Raw genomic sequence first — 17,339 nt, forward strand, 5'->3', positions numbered from 1 at the left:
TCAACTTACCATTAGTGTCGGCAGCTTGCTTAAATATATAAGTTTTTATTGGCTTAATCAGCAGGTTGAGTAACAGACACGCTGTCTGCTCGACGTTGGATTGATATACTGAATCAAATTTTGTAACGGTAACCTCGATGGCAAAGCGAAAAACAGCCTATGTATGTTCAGATTGTGGCGCAGAGTTTCCCCGCTGGCAGGGGCAGTGCAACGAGTGCGGAGCCTGGAACACTATCTCTGAGTTCGTGATCGCCTCGGCAAAAGAAAATACCGCCAGTCGCCGCAGCGGTTATGCCGGCGCGATTGCCAGTAAAGTGGAGACCTTAGATCAAATTGATCTGCAGGCCTTACCCAGATTCAGTTCCGGCTTTAGGGAACTGGATCGGGTGTTGGGGGGCGGTGTTGTGCCGGGCTCGGCCACCCTGATCGGTGGCTCTCCGGGCGCGGGTAAAAGCACCCTGTTGCTGCAGACCATGTGTTATCTGGCTGCCCAGCAACAAGCCTTGTATGTCACTGGGGAGGAGTCATTACAACAGGTTGCACTCAGAGCCAACCGTCTGGGTTTACCCACCGATACTTTAAAGCTGTTGGCAGAGACGAATGTGGAGACGATTTGTGATCTGGCGCTCAATCACAAGCCGAAGATTATGGTGATCGACTCCATCCAGGTGATGCATGTGTCCGATGTGCAATCGGCACCGGGCAGTGTCTCCCAGGTACGTGAAAGCGCCGCGTTTCTGACCCGTTTTGCCAAACAGCATCATATTGCGATGCTGATCGTTGGTCATGTTACCAAGGAAGGTAGCCTGGCAGGCCCCAAGGTTCTGGAGCATTGTATCGATTGCTCCATGATGCTGGAAGGGGACGGGGACAGCCGTTTCCGTACCCTGCGTGGGCATAAGAATCGTTTCGGAGCCGTTAATGAGTTGGGCGTGTTTGCCATGACTGATAAAGGGCTAAAGGAAGTGAGTAACCCCTCGGCCATCTTTTTGAGCCGTGAAGACGCGCCCAGTCCCGGCAGCGTGGTGATGGTTGTCTGGGAGGGGACCCGTCCTTTGCTGGTGGAGATACAGGCTTTGGTGGATTATTCACAGATGGCTAACCCCAGGCGCTTGGCGGTGGGGTTGGAGCAAAACCGGTTGGCCATGTTGCTGGCGGTAGTGCACCGTCATGGGAATGTGCAAATGAATGACCAGGACGTGTTTGTCAACGTGGTCGGCGGGGTCAAGGTCGCGGAAACGGGCGCCGATCTGGCACTGCTGTTAGCCATGGTGTCGAGCTTTCGTAACGAACCGCTGCCTAGGGAACTGATTGTCTTTGGGGAAGTCGGGCTGGCCGGAGAAATTCGTCCAGTGCCCAATGGCACAGAACGCCTGGCAGAGGCGGCGAAACACGGCTTTACCCGTGCTATCGTACCGGCCGCCAATGCCCCCAAGACAGCCATCAAAGGGATGCAAGTGAGCGGGGTTAAGCGCTTATCCGAGGCGTTGGAATTACTATAGAGTCTTTGACCTTAGACCTGAAAATCGCTAGGTTACGTCGTCGAGTATAGTTGGTTGATTTTAAAAGGAGTTTCAAATGTTAAGGATGGACTTGAGAGTCGTCACATTGCTGACGGCTTTGATGACGTCAGTCGTTTTCTCTGACCCCCTGCCAGTCAAATATTTTAGTGCTCTCCCCAAATACACGAGCCCGAAACTGTCGCCCGATGGTAGCAAGCTGGCGATGATCCAGAACCTGCAGAAACCCGAGATGGCGGTTTTGAGAATGATTCATCTGGATAGAGACGGTAGCAAACTGTTGGTGCGCACAGATAATGAAGATGTCCGTATCCGATGGTTTCGCTGGGCGAATAATAAGACTTTACTAGTGGGGTTAAGCTACGCTTGGAATCGGTATGGCGTAGACACCAGAGAAACCCGCTTAGTTGCAGTCGACGTAGATCAAGTAGACGTTGAGCCGCGAGCTGTTATTGAACCCAAAACCTCTTCTCTGCGCAATGAGCACAACTCCCAGTACCAAGACACAGTGGTTGATTTTTTACCTGACGATCCGGACCATATCTTGATGGCTCTTGATTTAGACCAGGCTCTGCAACCCTCCGTGTACAAAGTCAATATCAATAAAAGAAACAGTACGGAAAGATTAGTCAGAGGCAAGATGAGAATAAGGGAGTGGTTTACTGATCAGCAACATCGGGTTCGTATCGGGCGCTCGGTTGACTATGATGATGGTCAAACTCGTATCATGCACCGTTTCAATGCAGAAGATGACTGGAAGACTCTTTTTGAGTATAACGCAATGAAGGACCCAGCCATCACCATCAGAGGCTTCGGGCTCGACCCCAATATTCTTTATTACACCAAGTACCTAGATGACAAACAGGCACTGTTTAAGATGGACTTGAGTCTTCAGCAGAGTGAGTTGGTGTTCGCGGATGAACATTATGATGTTGATGGGCGGCTGTTGTACTCGGATAAAACTGGTGAAGTCATCGGTATTCTGAATGCTAATGCTACAGGTGGACGGGTCTATTTCGATGATGAGTACAAAAGCTTTAAGGCTCTCGTAGATAATGCCTTACCTGAGACCAGTAATTTTCTGGTCGATTTCAGCCGTGATGAACAACGTTATCTGTTGTATACCGAGAGTGACTCACAGCCGGGGGCTTATTATCTTGGCCACAGAGGCAAAGGGGAGCTAGGGTTCTTATTCTCCCAATATCCAGGATTGATCCAGGCTGAGTTACCAGAGCATGAGCTTGTGACCTATACCGCGCGGGATGGGACCAAAATAGAGGGCTACCTGACTGTGCCAATCGGACACCAAGCGCCTTTCCCCACTATTATTCACCCTCATGGTGGTCCCGGAGCTAGGGACATGGATGGGTTTGATTATTGGACATCTTTTTTCGCCAGTCGCGGCTACGCGGTATTTCGGCCCAATTTTCGTGGCTCGTCGGGCTATGGTTACGAATTTGCCATGGAGCAGATGAAAGGCTGGGGCTTAACCATGCAGGATGATATTACCGATGCTGCACTCTGGCTTGCCGATAAGGGAATAGCGGATGCCCAGAAAATGTGCATTGTTGGGGCCAGCTATGGTGGTTATGCGGCTGCGATGGCAACGGTCAAAGCTCCAGACTTGTTCAGGTGTGCGGTGGCTTTTGCCGGAGTGTTCAATCTTAAAGACCTTGTAAGTAAGAGTCGTCGTTATACCAATTATGCGTTTGTGAAAAACCAGATCGGCGATAATTGGGACGATCTTGAAGCACGTTCACCCTATTACTATGTATCCAAAATCAAAACGCCTCTATTGCTCTTACATGGAGAGGACGATCGTGTAGTGGATGTATACCAGAGTGAGGACTTTGCTGATGAGTTGGAAGATGAAGGCAAAGTAGTAAGATATGTGGAGCTGGAAAATGGTGACCATTACCTTTCTATTCAGCGCAACCGGCATCGGGTTTTTAAAGAACTCGACTCATTTTTAGGCGAGCATCTGCAATGATTCAATTCACTAACTGCTATCGCTTAATAGCTTACTGAGTTCGCGCTTTAACAAACTCTCGTCACCGGTGTTCAATTCCACAATTCGGCGCAGGCGGCTGGCGCTATCGATGTCTATCAGGGTGATATGCAAGCCGAGTTGCTCACCCTCTTGGTGACGAATATCTCCCTCAAGAATGATGGGCTCATTATTAGGCAGGGTCAGCTTGAGTAATACCGGTAGCTCAGGGTTGAGCTGAGTATTGTCGGGACACTCCAGCAAAACGCCTTTTAAGGAGAGGTCGTCCAGTTGGCAACTCAGTACCAGTTGTTCCTGGCGAACTTCACCGGGGGCGGGGAAAGGAATGCGGGTAAAGTGTCGGCGATCCATAGGGTGTTTAAAGTTACTTAGCGTAGAAAAAGCATAGTCGGTTTTATGGTTATTGATAACTGGCTATGCGATTCGCCGGCTTTGTCAGTTCGAAGTGCTCACCACTTGCGGCTTATGGGCCTGTAAAATGGCTTGGATTGTCCCGTCCTTTCGCAGTGCCCGGGTCGCGTCCTGAAGTCGTAGGCTAATATCGTCAGATAAGCCTGCCTTAGACAGACCGATGTAAACCGGAGAATCGGTAGTGAAGGATAGAGGCTGCACTTTAAACTGGCCTCGCGAATGTTCCTTTTGCATCTGGTAATAGCCATAGTAGTCAGTGGCCATCATCACATCGATGCGTCCTTTGTTGAGCATTCCAAAGCCCGCACTTAAACTTCCCACTTCCACCAGTTGGATATGATCACGCATCCGTTCAAACTCCTTGGCGTAGGTAAAGCCCCGCATGACACCGACGATGAGACCGGCCAGTTGTCTGGGCTGGCTGATATTGAGTTCGGAAGCGGTCCTGGAAAACAATAAGCTGGTACTGGCAATGGAATAAGGCTCCATGTGCATATACTCAAGGCGCTCATCCGTTCGACGCAAGCCAGACATGATCTGGGTTTCTCCGCTTTTCATGTACTTCAGGCAGCGACCAAAGGGGGTATTGATGGTGAACGTCAGGGAGACTTTGGCTCTGTCAGCAATCGCCTGAACCACGGCGACACTGTAGCCTGTCCAATGGCCATCCGGGGTCTGGATTTGTCGGGGAGGGAAGTGATCCACACACATTTGTACATTGGCATCCGCCGGCCCGGTATGACCAGAAAAAGAACAGAGAAATAATAGAACGACGGTCAAACAGCGAATAGACTCACCTGTACAACTACTGCGGCGAAAGTTTGACCATTTTACGAGAGTCTAAAGTGACTTTCCAGAACGTTGATAAATTAAACCGTTATTTGAAATAGCAACAAGGTGTTAAGAATGGCACCTGCAAGTTGCCATTTTACTCGTCTGATTGAGTAGTAGGAAAAGGGGAGCTCTCTGGCTCCCCGGTATCTTATTTCTTACTAATACGCTTATATTTCAAGCGATGTGGCTCGACCACATCCTTACCAAAGTTTTCTTTGAGCCAGGCTTCGTAGTCGGTGTAGTTGCCTTCGTAGAAGTTCACCTGACCTTCGTCGCGGTAGTCCAGGATATGGGTGGCTACCCGGTCCAGGAACCAGCGGTCGTGCGAGATAACCATGGCACAGCCGGGGAATTCCAGCAGGGCGTTTTCCAGTGCCCGCAGAGTTTCCACATCCAGATCGTTGGTGGGCTCATCGAGCAGCAGCACATTACCACCGGCCTTTAACAGCTCGGCTAAGTGCACCCGGTTGCGCTCCCCTCCGGACAGGTCCTTGATGTATTTTTGCTGGTCATTGCCTTTAAAGTTAAAGCGGCTGACATAGGCGCGACTGTTGATTTCAAAATTACCGATGCGGATCACATCCTGATCGTCAGAGATTTGTTGCCAGACGGTTTTGTCGCCGTCGAGATGATCGCGGAACTGATCCACACTGGCCAGCTTGACCGTGTCGCCCAGCTTAATCTCACCGTCATCAGGCTGCTCGGTGCCGCTGAGCATCTTAAACAGGGTAGACTTACCGGCACCGTTCGGACCGATGATGCCAACAATGGCGCCTTTCGGCATGCTGAAGTTTAAGTCGTCGATCAGCACCCGATCCCCATAGGACTTTTTCAGGTGCTCCACTTCGATCACCTGATCGCCCAAACGGTCGCCCGGTGGAATAAACAGCTCGTTGGTTTCGTTACGCTTCTGGTAATCACCGCTGTTCAGCTCTTCAAAGCGTGACAGACGCGCCTTACTCTTAGCCTGACGGCCTTTAGGATTGGTCTTAACCCACTCCAGTTCTTGTTTAATGGAGCGCTGACGGGCTTGCTCGGTCTTGGCTTCCTGCTCCAGGCGCTTCTCTTTTTGCTCCAGCCAGGATGAGTAGTTACCTTCCCAGGGAATGCCTTCGCCACGGTCCAGTTCCAGGATCCAACCGGCTACGTTGTCGAGGAAGTACCGGTCGTGGGTAATAGCCACCACGGTACCTTCGTAGTCGTGCAGGAAGCGCTCCAGCCAGGCCACAGACTCGGCATCCAGGTGGTTGGTCGGCTCGTCGAGCAGCAGCATATCCGGTTTTTCTAACAGCAAACGGCACAGCGCAACACGGCGGCGTTCACCCCCTGAGAGCTTGGATACATCCGCGTCCCAGGGCGGCAGGCGCAGGGCATCGGCCGCGCGCTCTAAGGCGTGGTCCAGATTATGACCGTCTTTGGCCTGAATAATAGCTTCCAACTCGCCCTGCTCTTTGGCCAGAGCATCGAAGTCGGCGTTTTCATCGGCGTAGGCGGCATACACCTCATCCAGGCGTTTTAAGGCGTGGACTACATCGGCCACGGCTTCTTCGACGTTGCCGCGCACATCTTTGGACTCGTCCAGTTGCGGCTCCTGCGGCAGATAGCCGATATTGATACCAGGCTGAGGGCGGGCTTCGCCTTCAAACTCTTTATCCACGCCGGCCATGATGCGCAGCAGAGTGGATTTACCAGCGCCGTTCAGGCCCAAAACACCGATCTTGGCGCCGGGGAAAAAACTTAATGAAATGTCTTTTAAAATCTGACGCTTCGGGGGCACGATTTTGCTTACCCGATGCATGCTGTATACGTATTGAGCCATAGCTTTCTACTGGTGTTGAGTGAGGGCGCTATTGTATTGGAGGGGACGGACCAGAACAAGCGTTGCGGGCGTCAGGAGCGTCTCAGGCGGTTGCGGGTTGGGCGGTGGCCACCACAACCTGATTACGCCCCTTGTTTTTGGCGTTATACATGGCCTTATCGGCCACACCAATGAGCTTATCGAGGTTGTAGCCGCTGCTTTGCGTATCGGTGACACCAAAACTGGCAGTGACCCGAATGCGATGACCATCCTCTTCGATAACCACCTCTTCCAAGGCGCGGCGACACTCTTCGGCAAAGTTCTGACAGTGCTCCTTATCGCAGCCGGGCAGCACAAAGCAAAACTCTTCGCCGCCGATGCGGGCAAAAATATCGCTTTGGCGGCTGACCTTCTGGCAGGTGGCCACGACCTGCTTAAGTACCCAATCGCCAGTGGCATGGCCGAATCGATCATTGATGGATTTAAATTTATCTAAATCGAACACCACAATACCCAGAATCTGACGGGTGTTTTTACAGTACTCCAGGGCGTATTTAGCCGCTTGCAGCAGGTGGCGGCGGTTGGAAATTTCGGTCAGACTGTCTCGCTCGGCCAGGGCTTTGAGGCGCTTCTGGGTAGTGTGGTTCTTGTACAGCCACAGCCCCAGTACCAGCACCGCCAGAATCAAAAACAGCACCGCAAAACGGGTGTTCTCGGCCTCGGTTTGCGCCAGAATTTGGCGGGTGCGCAGCAGGGTATTTTCTTTATTTAACAGCTCAATCTTATTTTGTTGTTGGGTGGCTTTATGCACCGCCAACTGATAGGCCATATTGCGGGCGTGAATATCGTCCAGGTAGGTCTGATTGGCCTGGGCGTATTGCTCATAATAATTGAGCGCCTGAGCCGGCTGATTACGCTGCCTGGCGATTTGATACAGTACCTCATAGGCGCGGATTCTTGACTCGGTGTTGCCGTAGTCCTCAAGGAGCCCAAGAGTCTTCTGGGCATGAGTTCTGGCCTGATTGAGTGCGCCGGTCTCAAGGTAGGCTTTAGCCAGAAGACTGTTAAAAACGCTTATCAAGGCCTTGGAACCGATAGACTCAACGACTGGCAGGTTTTGATTTAACAGGGCAATCGCTTGCGAGTATTGCTGTTGGTCAATGTACACCTTAGCCTGGTGACCGTTAAATATCTGCACGGGGAGCTCTTCGTTAGCCTGTTCACACACCGCTTTGCCCTCGCTAAACTCGGCGGAATCAACGGATAGCTGACCAAGGGCTAACTGGGCTTCCAACATAAGGCGGTACGCAAAACATTGTAACCGTATAGACGTATTCGCTTTAGTGACAGCGCGGGCATAGGGTAAGCCGAGCGAGTATTGCTCCAAATGGTTATAGAAAATAGCGGTATTAATATACGCCATCTGGAAAAGTTGATCATCTGAGGAAAGCGGTTCAACCAATTGATGAAGTTCTTCTATCAGTTCTAACCCTCTGTACCAGTCATCAACTTTGGAATTAGCCAATAGATTGACAATGGTGCCCTTGGCGCGAATTGAGACTCTCTGCAGTTGTTGCCCCGCGCCGTCTTTATTCGACTCAATGCGTTGAATCAATTGTTCCAGGTCACTGATCGCCAATTGGGGCTGACCATGAATGGCCGTATTATAAGCGCTTAGGTATTCAAAATTGGCTTGCTGGGTTTCTGAAAGTGAATCCACATGGGGTTTAACCTGTGCCAGTAACTGATCCAGCTTATCTGGGTTCTGGCTGCGTACCCGGTTGGCCTCGTCCAGCAGCTCTGCTGGTGTGCTGGGTTGAGCGAGTAGGGGGGAAAGTGGCAGCATTAATATCAATATCAGCCCGATGGACCACCATTGATTATTAATGCTGCCAGGTCTCATCAGTTTATGACGCCTCGTTGCCTAGGCAACATTGCGTTCCTTCTCGGGTTGCTTGTCTTTCTTATTCGGATCGTCATCGTCAGGCTCTGTGATAAGACACATCTGATGGCCGTTGCAGCTTGCCATTAATTGCTCGGCAATGACATCCTGATTGGCATAGGCGCTGGCGCCCAGTTGTTCCAGTTCTTGAACTCTTGAAATCATATTATTCTCCTTGTCCTTCGATCGGTGCAGAAGCAGTTGAGTACCGCCACTTTGTAAGTTCCGGCTCTACGACCACTTACCAGAGCCAAAAACCATTGTATGAGCTTGAATACGTTTGTCCAGTCAATCATCTGTGCAACTCATTTCAATCGGTCACTAGCTTGAGTCCACTATCCAGAGCCCTAAGCCGTTGGCGGACTCTGGGGTTATCCTGCATCTTTTGCGCCGGCGGAATGACTAATGTGGTGTGCATATAAAGCTCGGCCCGGGGCAGGTCGGCAAGCGCCACCGACTCGTTTCGTATCTCGTCGATGGGCAGTACCTTGGCCTGATACAGGACTACCTCATGTTCGGCCGGGTAGGTCTCAAGTAAAATATCCACCAACACCTGCCGGTATTCCGCGCCGGTAGAAAACTTGCCCAGAGACTGGTCTCCGGCCAGCCCTACCTGCCATAAAATCAGGTAGGCAGCCGGGTCCACCACCCGCTGATAAAACATAAACTGGCTGGCTTCGTAGTGCTGACAGCCCACACGGCCCGGATCGATGCCGAGATCGGCATACAGGCAGGACTCGGCCGAGATACCCGGCTCCATATGGGCGACAAAGCCTTCATCGCGGGCCTTGTTAATGGCGCGGTGGGCCACACAGGCAAAAATACCGGGGTGGCCGTAAAAGGCGGCCACTACCCGCTTACCGGTCCGCACTTCCTCAACGATGGCTTCCACCATTTCCTGATAGGAATCATTGCGGGACTTACCCTCTTCGTAATAAGGCTGCAGGCTGCGTACATCGGCGTTCATCTCCTCGACCCATTTTTCGGTGATGCCGTGGGACATCAGCGAGAAGACCACATCGGCCTTTTCAATGTAATCCCGACACAACGGGGCAATATGGGCGCCCAGGGTCATGCCGGTGCCGACACAGACTAAGGATGGGGGCATGAGACTCTCCTTGTTGGGTATGTCTAACCACTACGAATTAAATGACAGGGGAAGTATCCCAAGAATCGCTCTAAGAGCAAACCATTGATTCTATATTCCACTAGTGTACAAGGGCGGGAAAATGGCTAGAATATGGCCTCACTTTTTTCACCCCGCCAAGCTGAGGAGATGTCATGCTGTCGCGCGATATGAACATTGCGGATTTTGATCCGGAACTGGCGAAAGCCATCCAACAGGAAAATGAGCGTCAGGAACACCATATTGAACTGATCGCTTCGGAAAACTATTGCAGTCCCCGGGTACTGGAAGCGCAGGGTTCACAACTGACCAACAAATACGCCGAAGGGTATCCTCACAAGCGTTACTACGGCGGCTGTGAATTTGTGGATATCGCCGAAGACTTAGCCATCGAGCGCGCCAAAGAGCTGTTCGGTGCCGATTATGCCAATGTGCAGCCTCACTCCGGTTCTCAGGCCAATACCGCGGCCTTTATGGCGATGCTGGATGCTGGCGATACCGTTTTGGGGATGAGCCTGGCTCACGGTGGTCACCTGACTCATGGCGCTCATGTCAACTTCTCCGGTAAAACTTATAACGCGGTTCAGTATGGCCTGGATGAAGAAACCGGCGAGATCGATTACGCGCAGGTGGAAGCTCTGGCACTTGAGCACAAGCCTAAGATGATCATCGGTGGCTTCTCGGCTTATTCCGGTATTGTGGACTGGGCGAAGTTTCGCGAGATTGCCGATAAAGTGGGCGCGTACCTGCTGGTGGATATGGCTCATGTGGCAGGCTTGATTGCTGCTGGCCTCTATCCCAGCCCGATGAAACACGCCCATGTGGTGACGACTACCACCCACAAGACTCTGGCGGGTCCTCGTGGTGGTTTGATTCTGTCGGCGTGCGGCGATGAAGACCTGTACAAGAAACTCAACAGCGCGGTATTCCCTGGTAATCAGGGCGGTCCTTTGTGTCACGTGATCGCCGGTAAGGCGGTAGCCTTTAAGGAAGCGCTGGAGCCCGAGTTTAAGGTTTACCAGCAGCAGGTGCTGGATAATGCCAAGGCCATGGTTGAGGTGATGCAGGAGCGTGGTTATAAGGTGGTGTCTAACGGTACTCACAACCACCTGTTCCTGATGGATCTGATCGACAAAGACATCACCGGTAAAGACGCCGATGCAGCGCTGGGCCGGGCCAATATCACCGTGAATAAGAACGCAGTACCCAATGATCCTCGCTCGCCGTTTGTCACCAGTGGTTTGCGTATTGGTACGCCGGCCATTACCCGCCGAGGCTTTAAGGAAGAGCAGGCCAGGCAAGTGGGTAGCTGGATCTGTGACGTGCTGGATAATATGGGCGATGACTCAGTGATCGAACGCGTTAAAGGCGAAGTGGTTGAGCTTTGTAAGGCTTTCCCGGTTTACGCGTAATAACTATCGTTAGGTCCAAAATGAAGCCGGTCAGAGCTTAGTCTCTGACCGGCTTTTTTATTTAGGCGCCCTGTGAGGAATAGCTGGTCAGTCAGGCACCGCGAACACACCATCAAGGGACCGTTCTACGCAGACTCGCCGTAGACCCTTCCCTGGGGGCTCCTGTGCGGCCTCCTTGTCGCACAGGGTCTGCTTTAGAACACCCCCTTAATGATTTCGCCATGGTCGTGTCGGCTTAATCATATTTTCATCTTGTATTCTATTCTCCAACCATTACTACAGAGCTGATGAGAACACCACAAGCAAGTGAATTAGCATTAACGGAAGACTCTTTTGCTAGTGGCTGCTTTTCAGCGCCAATTCTGGTAATTTAGCGGCAGAAAGATCAAGCGCAGGAAAGGCCATGTTTTGCCCCTTTTGCTCCGAGCAGGAAACCAAAGTTATCGATTCGCGACTGGTGGCCGACGGCCATCAGATCCGCCGCCGCCGTGAATGCATTAACTGCCATGAGCGTTTTACCACCTTTGAAACCGCCGAGCTGGTCATGCCCCGTGTGGTTAAGCGCGATGGCTCTCGTGAACCCTTTAACGAGGACAAGCTCAGAGCGGGATTACAGCGTGCCTTGGAGCGCCGGCCGGTGAGTACCGAGCAGGTCGAGAAGTGCATAAACCGGCTGAAATCCACCCTCCGCGCCACCGGTGAGCGGGAAGTGACCAGTCAGTTTATCGGCAGCGTTATCATGGACGCGCTAAAAGAGCTGGATAAGGTGGCCTATGTGCGCTTTGCCTCTGTGTATCGCTCCTTTGAAGATATTCGCGAATTCGGCGAAGAGATTGCCCGTCTGGGGGACAATGAATGACCGCCTTTAGCGAGGCCGATCACCACTGGATGAGCCGGGCCATTGCGCTGGCAGGTAAGGGCCAGTTTACCACCTCGCCCAATCCCGCAGTGGGCTGTGTCATCCTGGACAGCGACGGTAATCTGGCCGGAGAAGGCTATCATCGTCAGGCTGGTGGCCCTCATGCTGAGGTGTTTGCGCTGAGACAGGCCGGCGACAGAGCTCGCGGCGGCACTGCTTATGTCACCCTGGAACCATGCAGTCACCATGGCCGCACCCCGCCTTGCGCCGAAGCGCTGATCGAGGCAGGCATCAAGCGGGTGATAGCGGCGGGCACCGATCCTAACCCGAAGGTTTCAGGAAAAGGCTTAGCATTGCTGCAAAATGCGGGTATTGCTGCCGAGCACGGCCTACTAGAAACCGATGCCGAAGCGCTGAATCGAGGTTTTATGACCCGTATGCGCACCGGCAAACCCTTTGTCACCCTGAAGCTGGCCGCCAGTTTAGACGGAAAGACGGCGCTGGAAAATGGCCACAGTCAGTGGGTCACTAGTGAGGCGGCCCGGCTGGATGTGCAGCGTCACCGGGCCAGCGCCTGCGCTATTTTAACCGGCTCCGGCACGGTACTGATCGATAACCCGTCACTGAATGTCAGGCTAACAGCTAACGCGCTGGGGTTGGAAGATGACCTGGGCGTACGCCAGCCCCTACGGGTGATTGTGGATAGCCGCAATCAGATGCAGCCGGATTTAACGCTGTTTACGCTGCCGGGAGAGATCCTGCTGGCCAATAAGAAGCCGAACCACTGGCGGTTTGATAGCAATGTCAGTCAGTGGCAATGTCATCACAAAACGCCGCGGGTACACTTACCTGCGCTATTGAACGAGTTGGGACAGCGCGGCGTCAATCATCTGTGGGTGGAGTCGGGCGCGGCACTCGCCGGAGCACTATTGCAGCAGCATCTGGTGGATGAGCTAATGCTGTATCAGGCACCTAAGTTGATGGGTGATAAGGCTAAAGGGTTATGTTTAATGCCCAGCCTCAGCCATATGAATGAAGCTCTCTCGCTCAGTTGGAGCGACATCCGTCAGGTAGGCGAGGACCTGAGGCTGACGGCCCGGGTATTACCTCAAAACCAGAAAAAGTAGAACCATTATGTTTACAGGCATTATTGAAGCAGTAGGCACCATTGCCGCCATGCAGCAAACCGGCGGCGATGTGAGATTAAAAGTCTCCACCGGCAAGTTGGATATGAGCGATGTTGCCCTCGGTGATAGCATAGCCACTAATGGCGTGTGTTTGACCGTGGTGGAATTCGGTGGTGATTATTATGCCGCCGATGTGTCCGTGGAAACACTGAAGCGCTCCGGCTTTACCGATTATAAGACTGGCGATCAGGTTAACCTGGAAAAGGCCATGCAACCCAACTCCCGTTTTGGCGGCCACATTGTCAGCGGCCATGTGGATGGGGTCGGTGAGTTACAATCCATTACCGAGACGGCCCGGGCGGTGGAGATCTGGATCAAGGCCCCGGATAAGCTGGCGAAATATATCGCCGAGAAGGGCTCTATTACCGTAGATGGCGTAAGCCTGACCACCAATGAGGTTAAGGGGGCCAGCTTTAAGCTGACCCTGGTTCCTCACACCTTACAGGAAACCAACATCAGTACCTACAAGGTGGGCACTAAGGTCAATCTGGAGGTGGATGTGGTGGCCCGTTACCTGGAGCGGTTGCTGTTAGGCGATAAAGCCGCAAAGAGCGATGAGTCTGATATCAGCATGGCGTTTCTGGCCGAACACGGTTATCTGAAAGGCCGCTAAAATAACAACAGGCAGCCTGGCTGCATCGAATTTACCCTACACAATTGAGCGAATTTATGGCGTTAAACACGACTCAGGAAATAATCGAGGATATTCGTCAGGGCAAGATGGTGATCCTGATGGACGACGAGGACCGGGAGAACGAAGGCGATCTGATCATGGCCGCCGAGCATATTACCCCAGAGGCGATCAACTTTATGGTCACCTTCGCCCGCGGGCTGGTGTGTTTGCCGATGACCGAACAACGCTGTGCCCGTCTGAATCTGCCGTTGATGGTCACCAACAACGGCGCCCAGTTTTCCACCAATTTTACGGTGTCCATTGAGGCCGCCGAAGGGGTGACTACAGGGATTTCTGCCGCCGACCGTGCGCGAACGGTACAGGCCGCGGTCGCCGCCGATGCTACTGCCGAAGACATTGTTCAGCCCGGGCATATTTTCCCGCTCATCGCCAAAGAAGGTGGTGTATTGAACCGCGCGGGACACACCGAAGCCGGCGTGGATCTGGCAAGGCTGGCAGGGTGTGAACCGGCGGCGGTGATCGTAGAGATCTTAAACGACGACGGCACCATGGCGCGTCGTCCGCAGCTGGAAGAGTTCGCTGAAAAACATGGCATCAAGATTGGCACTATTGCCGATCTGATCGAGTATCGGAATCTCAACGAAACCACCATTGAGAAAGTAGCCGAGTGCAAGCTACCTACCGATTACGGTGAGTTTGATCTGATTACCTTTAAGGACGTGATCGACAATCAACTGCATTTTGTGCTGAAAAACACGGTAGTTTCACCCGACGATCCCACGTTGGTGCGGGTTCATTTGCATAATACCTTCAGCGATTTGCTCGGTTCGCAGCGCTCGCTGGACCGCAGTATGGGCCTACCTCAGGCCATGCAGCGCATTGCCGACGAAGGTGGCGTGTTATTGCTGCTGGGTAAAGACGAAACCAACGACGAACTGATCGCCACCCTGAAGCAGTTTGAGGCTGAGGATAAAGGCGAGAAGTCGGCGGGGAATAAGTGGGATGGCTCCTCACGCACCGTAGGCGTCGGTTGTCAGATCCTGGCCTCGTTGGGAGTGAAGAAAATGCGACTGCTCAGCAAGCCTAAAAAATACCATGCCCTGTCCGGTTTCGGGTTGGAAGTGGTGGAATTCGTTTCCTAAAAATATCCTAAAACTCTGGCGTGTTATGCTACTATACGCGCCGTTTTGAATCAGGAAGGCCGACATGAATATCATTGAAGGTAATCTGCGTGCCACCGGCAAAAAATTTGCTCTGGTGGTGTCTCGTTTTAACAGCTTTGTAGTGGAAAGCCTGGTGGATGGCGCTCTGGATACACTGGAACGAGTAGGTGAAGTTAACGAACAGGACATTACTCTGGTTCGTGTGCCCGGGGCCTATGAACTGCCGGTGGTTGCCAAAAAGTTGGCCAACAGCGGCAAGTTCGACGCTATTATCGCTCTGGGCGCGGTGATCCGAGGTGGTACTCCCCACTTTGACTTCGTGGCTGGCGAGTGTAACAAGGGATTGGCACAGGTATCTCTGGATGCAGAATTGCCGGTGGCCTTTGGCGTGATCACCACAGACTCCATTGAGCAAGCCATCGAGCGCTCCGGCACTAAGGCCGGAAATAAAGGTGCCGAGGCGGCCATGGGTGCGCTGGAAATGGTAAATGTAATTGACCAGATTGAAGGAGCCTGAGGTTGAAACCCGCTGCTCGCCATAAGGCCAGAGAGATTGCCCTGCAGGGCATCTACTCATGGCAGATGACTCAAAATTCCGCCAACCAGATTGAGTTACATCTGGCTACCACCAATCAGATGGAAGAGGTGGACCTGGAGTACTTTCAGGAATTATTGCGTTCGGTCATTAAACAGTCGGAAGATCTGGATAAGGCCATTCGACCCTACCTAGGACGCTTGCCGGAAGAAATGGATCCGGTGGAAAAAGCGATTTTGCGCATGGCGACCTATGAGCTTCAGCATCGTCTGGATGTTCCCTATCGGGTGGTTATCAACGAGGCGATTGAGCTGGCCAAGGTATTTGGCGCCGACGAAAGTCATAAATTCGTTAACGGGGTATTGGATAAAGCCATCCGAAAGCTCCGCCAACACGAACAGTAGTCGTGCAAGAATTCGATATTATCGATAGCTTCTTTCGTACCCGAAGCCACCAACGCCGTGATGTTGAGGTAGGTATTGGCGATGATTGTGCGGTCACTCAGGTGCCCGAAGGTCAGAGCTTGTGTACTACCACGGATACGCTGGTCGAGGGTGTGCACTTTCCCAAAGATACGCCGGTACAAGCCATTGCTGAGAAAGCGATGGCGGTGAATCTCAGTGACCTGGCAGCCATGGGGGCGGAGCCGGCCTGGGTCAGCCTGTCGCTGTCACTTCCTGAGGTGGACGAATGCTGGCTGAATGCCTTTTCCAATGGCATCCAGCAAATGTGTGAGTATTACGGCGTTCAGTTGATCGGCGGTGATACAGTGCGTGGACCTTTAAGCATTACGATTACCGCTCAGGGTTTTGTTCCGAACGAGCAGGCCCTGACACGCTCTCATGCCCGGCCCGGTGACTGGCTCTATGTTACGGGCACTTTGGGCGATGCGGGACTGGCGCTGGACTATCTAAACGGCAAGCGTCAGCTGCCGCTCAACGCCCGTAATGAGGTATTAACGCGTTTTCAAACTCCTACTCCCCGGGTACTAACGGGCACAGCCCTGCGCCGTATAGCCAGCAGTTGTATCGATGTGTCTGATGGCTTGGTGGCCGATCTGCACCATATCCTGCATGCTTCAGGGTGTGGCGCATCCATTCAGCTTGAGAAGTTGCCGTTATCCGAAGCGATGCGAGCCTCGGTGTCCGAAGAGGATGCCTTTGAATATGCCCTTAACAGCGGCGACGATTATGAGCTTTTGTTTACCGTATCTGAAGAGCAGAAGGGCAATCTGGAGTTAGCTCTGGCGGCGGCTTGTGTGAGTGCCACTTGCATCGGCCAACTCAATGGCAAAACCGGCAAGGTCGAGTTGCGTCATGGGGAGCAACCTTATTCCTCTCGCGGCCATGGCTACGAGCACTTTAGTTAACCGTGAGCAGCCAGGTCAGCGCCCATCTGCTTAAGAATCCGGTGCATTTTCTGGCGCTGGGTCTGGGCAGTGGTCTCAGCCCTAAGGCGCCAGGCACTGCAGGTACCTTAGCGGCCTTGCCGCTGATTTGGCTGTGTGCCCCCACCGACAGCCTGATCTATCTGGCTATCACCCTTGCCATCAGTCTGCTTGGAATTTGGATCTGCGATTACAGCGCCTATAAGATGGGCGTGCACGATCATCCGGCCATCGTCTGGGACGAATTTGCCGGCATCTTCATTACCTTCCTGCTTGTACCGGCTACCGGGCTGAATCTGGTTGCTGGCTTTGTGTTGTTTCGGTTTTTCGATATTGTAAAACCCTGGCCCATACGCTGGCTGGACCGTCATGTCGATGGCGGACTGGGCATTATGCTGGATGACATTCTGGCCGGAATATTCGCCTTGTTGTGTATGCATGGGCTATTGTGGGCAGGTTGGCTGTAAGAGGGCAGTTGATTAGAGCCGGGGAGGCACATCTTCATCGATTCGCTATAAAACCT

At 52.7% G+C, this 17,339-nt stretch carries 17 protein-coding genes; 11 read left to right on the plus strand and 6 right to left on the minus strand.

All coding sequences use genetic code 11. The features are described 5' to 3' along the window. The first annotated feature begins 137 nt into the window (after positions 1-137). Together radA and HMF8227_RS04565 are read left to right on the plus strand one after the other, a co-directional pair. Complete coding sequence (gene radA, locus HMF8227_RS04560; protein ID WP_109339058.1) at positions 138-1,502, plus strand: DNA repair protein RadA; 1,365 nt, start codon at positions 138-140, stop codon at positions 1,500-1,502. 76 nt (positions 1,503-1,578) lie between these two features. Beyond that, positions 1,579-3,510, plus strand: a complete 1,932-nt coding sequence (locus HMF8227_RS04565) for an alpha/beta hydrolase family protein (protein WP_239421201.1) — start codon at positions 1,579-1,581, stop codon at positions 3,508-3,510. Positions 3,511-3,519: 9 nt separating this feature from the next. Here HMF8227_RS04565 and HMF8227_RS04570 read toward each other — a convergent pair whose 3' ends face one another. The 6 genes from HMF8227_RS04570 to HMF8227_RS04595 all read right to left on the minus strand — a co-directional run bounded on the left by HMF8227_RS04570 (position 3,520) and on the right by HMF8227_RS04595 (position 9,621). Further along, complete coding sequence (locus HMF8227_RS04570) at positions 3,520-3,879, minus strand: PilZ domain-containing protein (RefSeq protein WP_109339059.1); 360 nt, start codon at positions 3,877-3,879, stop codon at positions 3,520-3,522. An 84-nt stretch (positions 3,880-3,963) separates the two neighbouring features. Beyond that, a complete protein-coding gene (locus HMF8227_RS04575; RefSeq protein WP_204101032.1) occupies positions 3,964-4,719 on the minus strand; it encodes a substrate-binding periplasmic protein in 756 nt (251 codons plus the stop codon). 202 nt (positions 4,720-4,921) lie between these two features. Then, a complete protein-coding gene (gene ettA / locus HMF8227_RS04580) occupies positions 4,922-6,592 on the minus strand; it encodes an energy-dependent translational throttle protein EttA (RefSeq protein ID WP_109339061.1) in 1,671 nt (556 codons plus the stop codon). Positions 6,593-6,674: 82 nt separating this feature from the next. Beyond that, positions 6,675-8,474 carry a tetratricopeptide repeat-containing diguanylate cyclase gene (locus tag HMF8227_RS04585; RefSeq protein ID WP_109339062.1) on the minus strand — a complete coding sequence of 600 codons (1,800 nt, stop codon included), beginning with the start codon at positions 8,472-8,474 and terminating at the stop codon, positions 6,675-6,677. 21 nt (positions 8,475-8,495) lie between these two features. Beyond that, the gene (locus HMF8227_RS04590) at positions 8,496-8,678 is read right to left on the minus strand and encodes a hypothetical protein (protein ID WP_109339063.1); all 183 of its coding nucleotides are present in this window, start codon (positions 8,676-8,678) and stop codon (positions 8,496-8,498) included. 145 nt (positions 8,679-8,823) lie between these two features. Then, positions 8,824-9,621, minus strand: a complete 798-nt coding sequence (locus HMF8227_RS04595) for an SAM-dependent methyltransferase (protein WP_109339064.1) — start codon at positions 9,619-9,621, stop codon at positions 8,824-8,826. Between the two features lie 173 nt (positions 9,622-9,794). Here HMF8227_RS04595 and glyA point away from each other — a divergent pair, with 173 nt between their 5' ends. The 9 genes from glyA (at position 9,795) to HMF8227_RS04640 (ending at position 17,283) form a co-directional block, all read left to right on the plus strand. Continuing rightward, a complete protein-coding gene (gene glyA, locus HMF8227_RS04600; RefSeq protein ID WP_109339065.1) occupies positions 9,795-11,051 on the plus strand; it encodes a serine hydroxymethyltransferase in 1,257 nt (418 codons plus the stop codon). A gap of 403 nt (positions 11,052-11,454) precedes the next feature. Next, positions 11,455-11,910: a transcriptional regulator NrdR gene (gene nrdR / locus HMF8227_RS04605; RefSeq protein ID WP_109339066.1), complete on the plus strand. Its 456-nt coding sequence runs from the start codon at positions 11,455-11,457 to the stop codon at positions 11,908-11,910. After that, positions 11,907-13,037, plus strand: coding sequence for a bifunctional diaminohydroxyphosphoribosylaminopyrimidine deaminase/5-amino-6-(5-phosphoribosylamino)uracil reductase RibD (ribD, locus tag HMF8227_RS04610; RefSeq protein WP_109339067.1), 1,131 nt, complete (start codon positions 11,907-11,909; stop codon positions 13,035-13,037). The genes nrdR and ribD overlap by 4 nt, the downstream gene beginning before the upstream one ends. 7 nt (positions 13,038-13,044) lie before the next feature. Then, positions 13,045-13,710 (plus strand): riboflavin synthase, encoded by a 666-nt coding sequence (locus tag HMF8227_RS04615; protein WP_109339068.1) that lies wholly within the window; start codon positions 13,045-13,047, stop codon positions 13,708-13,710. A gap of 56 nt (positions 13,711-13,766) precedes the next feature. Beyond that, the gene (ribBA, locus tag HMF8227_RS04620; protein WP_109341010.1) at positions 13,767-14,873 is read left to right on the plus strand and encodes a bifunctional 3,4-dihydroxy-2-butanone-4-phosphate synthase/GTP cyclohydrolase II; all 1,107 of its coding nucleotides are present in this window, start codon (positions 13,767-13,769) and stop codon (positions 14,871-14,873) included. Between the two features lie 64 nt (positions 14,874-14,937). Further along, entirely contained in the window at positions 14,938-15,411 is a 474-nt protein-coding gene (gene ribH / locus HMF8227_RS04625) for a 6,7-dimethyl-8-ribityllumazine synthase (RefSeq protein ID WP_109339069.1), read from the plus strand. A 2-nt stretch (positions 15,412-15,413) separates the two neighbouring features. Further along, on the plus strand, positions 15,414-15,833 hold the full coding sequence (nusB, locus tag HMF8227_RS04630) for a transcription antitermination factor NusB (RefSeq protein WP_109339070.1): 420 nt from the start codon (positions 15,414-15,416) through the stop codon (positions 15,831-15,833). Between the two features lie 2 nt (positions 15,834-15,835). After that, positions 15,836-16,798: a thiamine-phosphate kinase gene (thiL, locus tag HMF8227_RS04635; RefSeq protein ID WP_109339071.1), complete on the plus strand. Its 963-nt coding sequence runs from the start codon at positions 15,836-15,838 to the stop codon at positions 16,796-16,798. A gap of 2 nt (positions 16,799-16,800) precedes the next feature. After that, positions 16,801-17,283: a phosphatidylglycerophosphatase A family protein gene (locus HMF8227_RS04640; protein ID WP_109339072.1), complete on the plus strand. Its 483-nt coding sequence runs from the start codon at positions 16,801-16,803 to the stop codon at positions 17,281-17,283. Positions 17,284-17,339 lie beyond the last annotated feature (56 nt).

Origin of the sequence: Saliniradius amylolyticus (genome assembly GCF_003143555.1) — a bacterium.
In the GTDB taxonomy this organism is placed as follows: Bacteria; Pseudomonadota; Gammaproteobacteria; order Enterobacterales; family Alteromonadaceae; genus Saliniradius; species Saliniradius amylolyticus.

Coding starts and splice junctions, on each gene's coding strand:
- HMF8227_RS04615 (WP_109339068.1), top strand. CDS start 13,045: ATGTTTACAGGCATTATTGAAGCAGTAGGCACCATTGCCGCCATGCAG.
- HMF8227_RS04570 (WP_109339059.1), bottom strand. CDS start 3,879: ATGGATCGCCGACACTTTACCCGCATTCCTTTCCCCGCCCCCGGTGAA.
- HMF8227_RS04565 (WP_239421201.1), top strand. CDS start 1,579: ATGTTAAGGATGGACTTGAGAGTCGTCACATTGCTGACGGCTTTGATG.
- ribBA (WP_109341010.1), top strand. CDS start 13,767: ATGGCGTTAAACACGACTCAGGAAATAATCGAGGATATTCGTCAGGGC.
- ribH (WP_109339069.1), top strand. CDS start 14,938: ATGAATATCATTGAAGGTAATCTGCGTGCCACCGGCAAAAAATTTGCT.
- nrdR (WP_109339066.1), top strand. CDS start 11,455: ATGTTTTGCCCCTTTTGCTCCGAGCAGGAAACCAAAGTTATCGATTCG.
- HMF8227_RS04585 (WP_109339062.1), bottom strand. CDS start 8,474: ATGAGACCTGGCAGCATTAATAATCAATGGTGGTCCATCGGGCTGATA.
- HMF8227_RS04590 (WP_109339063.1), bottom strand. CDS start 8,678: ATGATTTCAAGAGTTCAAGAACTGGAACAACTGGGCGCCAGCGCCTAT.
- HMF8227_RS04595 (WP_109339064.1), bottom strand. CDS start 9,621: ATGCCCCCATCCTTAGTCTGTGTCGGCACCGGCATGACCCTGGGCGCC.
- ettA (WP_109339061.1), bottom strand. CDS start 6,592: ATGGCTCAATACGTATACAGCATGCATCGGGTAAGCAAAATCGTGCCC.
- glyA (WP_109339065.1), top strand. CDS start 9,795: ATGCTGTCGCGCGATATGAACATTGCGGATTTTGATCCGGAACTGGCG.
- ribD (WP_109339067.1), top strand. CDS start 11,907: ATGACCGCCTTTAGCGAGGCCGATCACCACTGGATGAGCCGGGCCATT.
- radA (WP_109339058.1), top strand. CDS start 138: ATGGCAAAGCGAAAAACAGCCTATGTATGTTCAGATTGTGGCGCAGAG.